Annotated in this window: 6 protein-coding genes; 2 read left to right on the forward strand and 4 right to left on the reverse strand. The window is 32.5% G+C overall.

What is annotated here, in order from left to right:
- Positions 1 to 111: 111 nt before the first annotated feature.
- Positions 112 to 882, reverse strand: a complete 771-nt coding sequence (locus P0N36_RS14740; protein ID WP_275843632.1) for a hypothetical protein — start codon at positions 880 to 882, stop codon at positions 112 to 114.
- 212 nt (positions 883 to 1094) lie between these two features.
- Here P0N36_RS14740 and P0N36_RS15705 point away from each other — a divergent pair, with 212 nt between their 5' ends.
- Both P0N36_RS15705 and P0N36_RS14750 read left to right on the forward strand, forming a co-directional pair.
- On the forward strand, positions 1095 to 1430 hold the full coding sequence (locus P0N36_RS15705) for an IS110 family transposase (protein WP_275843633.1): 336 nt from the start codon (positions 1095 to 1097) through the stop codon (positions 1428 to 1430).
- Positions 1431 to 1689: 259 nt separating this feature from the next.
- Positions 1690 to 1908, forward strand: coding sequence for an IS110 family transposase (locus P0N36_RS14750; RefSeq protein ID WP_275843634.1), 219 nt, complete (start codon positions 1690 to 1692; stop codon positions 1906 to 1908).
- A gap of 443 nt (positions 1909 to 2351) precedes the next feature.
- Here P0N36_RS14750 and P0N36_RS14755 read toward each other — a convergent pair whose 3' ends face one another.
- The 3 genes from P0N36_RS14755 to P0N36_RS14765 form a co-directional block, all read right to left on the reverse strand.
- Positions 2352 to 2939, reverse strand: coding sequence for a hypothetical protein (locus P0N36_RS14755; RefSeq protein WP_275843635.1), 588 nt, complete (start codon positions 2937 to 2939; stop codon positions 2352 to 2354).
- A 116-nt stretch (positions 2940 to 3055) separates the two neighbouring features.
- On the reverse strand, positions 3056 to 3208 hold the full coding sequence (locus tag P0N36_RS14760) for a hypothetical protein (RefSeq protein ID WP_275843636.1): 153 nt from the start codon (positions 3206 to 3208) through the stop codon (positions 3056 to 3058).
- A gap of 39 nt (positions 3209 to 3247) precedes the next feature.
- A partial coding sequence (locus tag P0N36_RS14765) for a hypothetical protein (RefSeq protein WP_275843637.1) occupies positions 3248 to 3686 on the reverse strand: 439 nt, incomplete at its 5' end.

The following is a 3686-nucleotide window of genomic DNA, read 5'->3' on the forward strand; positions in this document are numbered from 1 at the left end:
ATCTTTATTATATACAAAACCCGTTTTCAAAAACTCAAGAAGTATTCTTTTATTCATCGGAACATTGTCCAAAATCCATTGATGAGATATATGGTCCTCTTAGGGAAGCACTTACGAAATAATCTCGAAACTTTTATCTGAATCATTAGATCCCTTCAAATAGATATAGTCGGAAACTATTTTTGCAAGTTCTTTGTAAGTGACCAATATCGAATTATACCTCATCTCACCAAAATCCTTTATGATTCGATTAATCATACGCTCTAAGAAAAATAGAATGAAGATTATCAGACCAAGAGTAAGCACCCCGATTACCAATGGATTTGAAACATCCAGCTCATTGATTTGAGCTTTTATGCTTAAATATGTTTCCTCAACATTCATAGATATGATAATCAAAAGAAAAGCCAAAACGATATTCCTCCTCTTATGCTCAAAACTCTTCTTAATCATTATTTCATTCTGTAGCCAATTCAATAGTTCAAACTCTGAAAATATATTATTATCAAAAACAAAGTATAGCCATTCATTTATTAGTGTTTTTCTTTTAATGTTGTATTGAGGTGAAAAAACATATTTATACGAAGTATATGTCACATCCAAATATTTCTCTATACGTCTTATAACATTGGTCTTGTAGTATGCATTTATTACATTTAATATGTTGTACAGGACGAATCCAATTACCACGACCCACAAAAACACGTTTGGCTTACCTATATTAAATATGAGCTTTCTATAAAGTGCATATATGATACCAACCCCATAGGACGTGAAAAAAGTAACAATAAACATATAGTATCTGAAATAACCCTTTATGTAAGTGTTAACAAAATATCTCTTACTAAATGATTGGTCAAATTCTTTTATAATTTCTTCCATTCTTTTACTTTTATGATGCTTATAGTAACAAACAACATATTCCTTTCCTTATAATATCGTGGTTTTAATACAATCAGATACTGTGGAATTTAGATTTTTCCCTGTAGTCTGACTAACTGGAGTGTATTGCTTCTATCCTTATATGAACTGTTTATAAGCTGGATGTTGCCGTCGGAGTTTTCTTCTGAGTACTAATTTCAATCAAGTCTACGATGATAATTATTGGTGGATATCATGGTATCAGACTTTTAGAAAGGGAGGTACAACTTCATGATTTATGTTGGATTGATATTGCTAAACTCAACTATTTTGCCTCAGCTCTATCTTCTGATGGTGATATACTCATCGAGCCGTTCAAATTTACTAATGACGATGATGGCTTACAACAACTGTTGTTCTTCAAACTCAATTTCTTCGAGATGGACAGCCTCATCATCGGTCTTGAATCAACGGCACACTATGGTGACAACATAGTCCGATTCCTTGTCGCCACTGGTTCAAGGTGTGTTTTCTTAACCCTTTGTCACGTCTTCAATGCGAAAAAATAGCATTCGCAAGACTAAGACAGACAAAGTCGATCCCTACATTATTGCTAAAACTTCAACATATGACCCATCTTGCTCATTTACTTGAAGTTTCCTCCCACGGTCAGTTCAAGAAGAATGAGACTAAAGAATTAAGAGTTCTCGCACAGAAGTCTGTCGACACCAGTGACAGTGCTGTGTCTATTCAAATAACCCACACTATCACACAGATTGAGTTATTAAATAACCAATTAAAAAGTATTTAAGCTGAGATGACGGATTCATGAAGTTCAATGACTCTGTCATCATGACCATTCAAGGCATCGGATATATTAATGGTGGAATGATAAGCTGTGATATTGGTAACATTCATCGATTCAGTAAATCTAAGCATTTACTTTCTTACGCTGCTCTAGACCCTTCCATCCATCAATCTGGTAATTTTAATGCTAAACATACCAGATTGTCCAAGCGAGATCTAGAGTCCTTATATATGAACTGATGAATACAGATCATAATATTGGTAGGAACAATTCAACCTTTAAAGCTTGTTATGACGCCAAGATTTCTGAAGGCCACACTACAATGCCCTTGGGCATTGCGCCGGCAAGTTAGTCAGGATCATCTAGAAGATGATGACTGACTATGTAAAATTTAATCTCGACTAAGAAATCTGATATTGCCAATCTATAAGATTTTGAAAAAGCACCTTTAAGGGAGCTCTATTAAAGTTACCCTTTTAACAACAGATATCAAAATGAAATTTCCTACTATTTTCCTCTTGACTTTTTATAACAGGTCTCCATTTTTATATATATTGTCAATACTTATTGATTTTATCTGTTTCACTCTTATTTAGTTGATTTTTACCTGCAGTCATCACAGATACTACCGTCAAAACTCACTTGTTTCACTCCTTCTATTCTAATACAATTACAAAGAGAATTATTGACTTCTACCATAAAGTTTCATTAATCTATTGTATGCGTCTTCATCTTGACACAGCTTCATATGCTCAATTTCTCTTTGTATTGTATTTAATTGAATTTCGTCCTTCTTTTCTGAGCTAGCAGGCATTTTAGAACATATCAACGATGCAATAAGTTCTGTCAACGGTTCACCTAATGCTCTCCTGAAATTAAAGCCTAGTATTTGCATAATACTAATAGTCTCTTTTGACAAAATAGGTTTTATCAAAGCTAAACTAGCTTGCATCTCTTGTGCTTTACTGTTGCCACTATTCATAACAAGCAATTCAACTAAGGGTAATATACTTGTAGTGATATAGTCTATTTCCTTATCTGACATCTTTTGAGTTATCAATTTTTCTTCATACGTCTTTGATATCTGAATCAATTCATTCTTATCCGATATCAAATCATTGATAATTTCTTCAAGACTATTAATAATTTCATCTTTATTTCCTTTTTCTTTAACTGTCCGAATCTTATCAAATATTGTTTCTACTGTTTTTCTTCCTGCCACTGTAGCCAATTGCGTACTTAATCCAATTACTTCTGGTGATAACTCCATAATAACCTCCTAAAAATCATTTATTTATACTTCAATTACATTTCAAAATTAATCGAGTCAACTAGAAATTGTTGCACATATGTCGTGTGAGTTGACGACGTTTACTGTCAATCCGATTAATTAGAATCATCAATATTATTAAGCTTTTCAAGTAAATCCCTTGATATAACTCCAATTATGTCATTAACATATTCTATGCTACAATATACTTCACTCAATCTCATAAACTTTGATTCATCCCGAAAATCCCCAAGATTTTCATTTGACATAAGTAACTCATAACCATCTTCAGTTATCTCTGCTGATATTCACATAGTAGAGTGATGCGTGAATTGATTTCTAAATTTTCTAAGCCTTTTATATTCTACACGCACTCCTAATTCTTTTTCAACTAAGTCTATAAAGTATCTTGTTGCAACATCATTACTAATCGATGAGTCAATAGCAACTTGTGTCTTGGTTGCTAATTTTATCAACATTTCATTACAACTATTAAGCTGATAAAAAATATTCATGAGGTGAGCAACTATTTCATAACGAAGACTATTATCTATCTCATATCCATACCCCCTCGTCACTAGTATACCATCATCTTCAAATTCATTTTCCACTGTATGATCATCAAGCAAGTTCTTTAATTTATTCCACTTATGATTTACTAAACTTATGAGACTCTGAATGATTAAAATGCGATAATAAATATCTCCAAAAATAGCTCTACTTCTTTGAGTAAATGATAATAACTTA

The sequence above is a fragment of the Petrocella sp. FN5 genome (genome assembly GCF_029210395.1).
Classification (GTDB): Bacteria; Bacillota; Clostridia; order Lachnospirales; family Vallitaleaceae; genus Petrocella.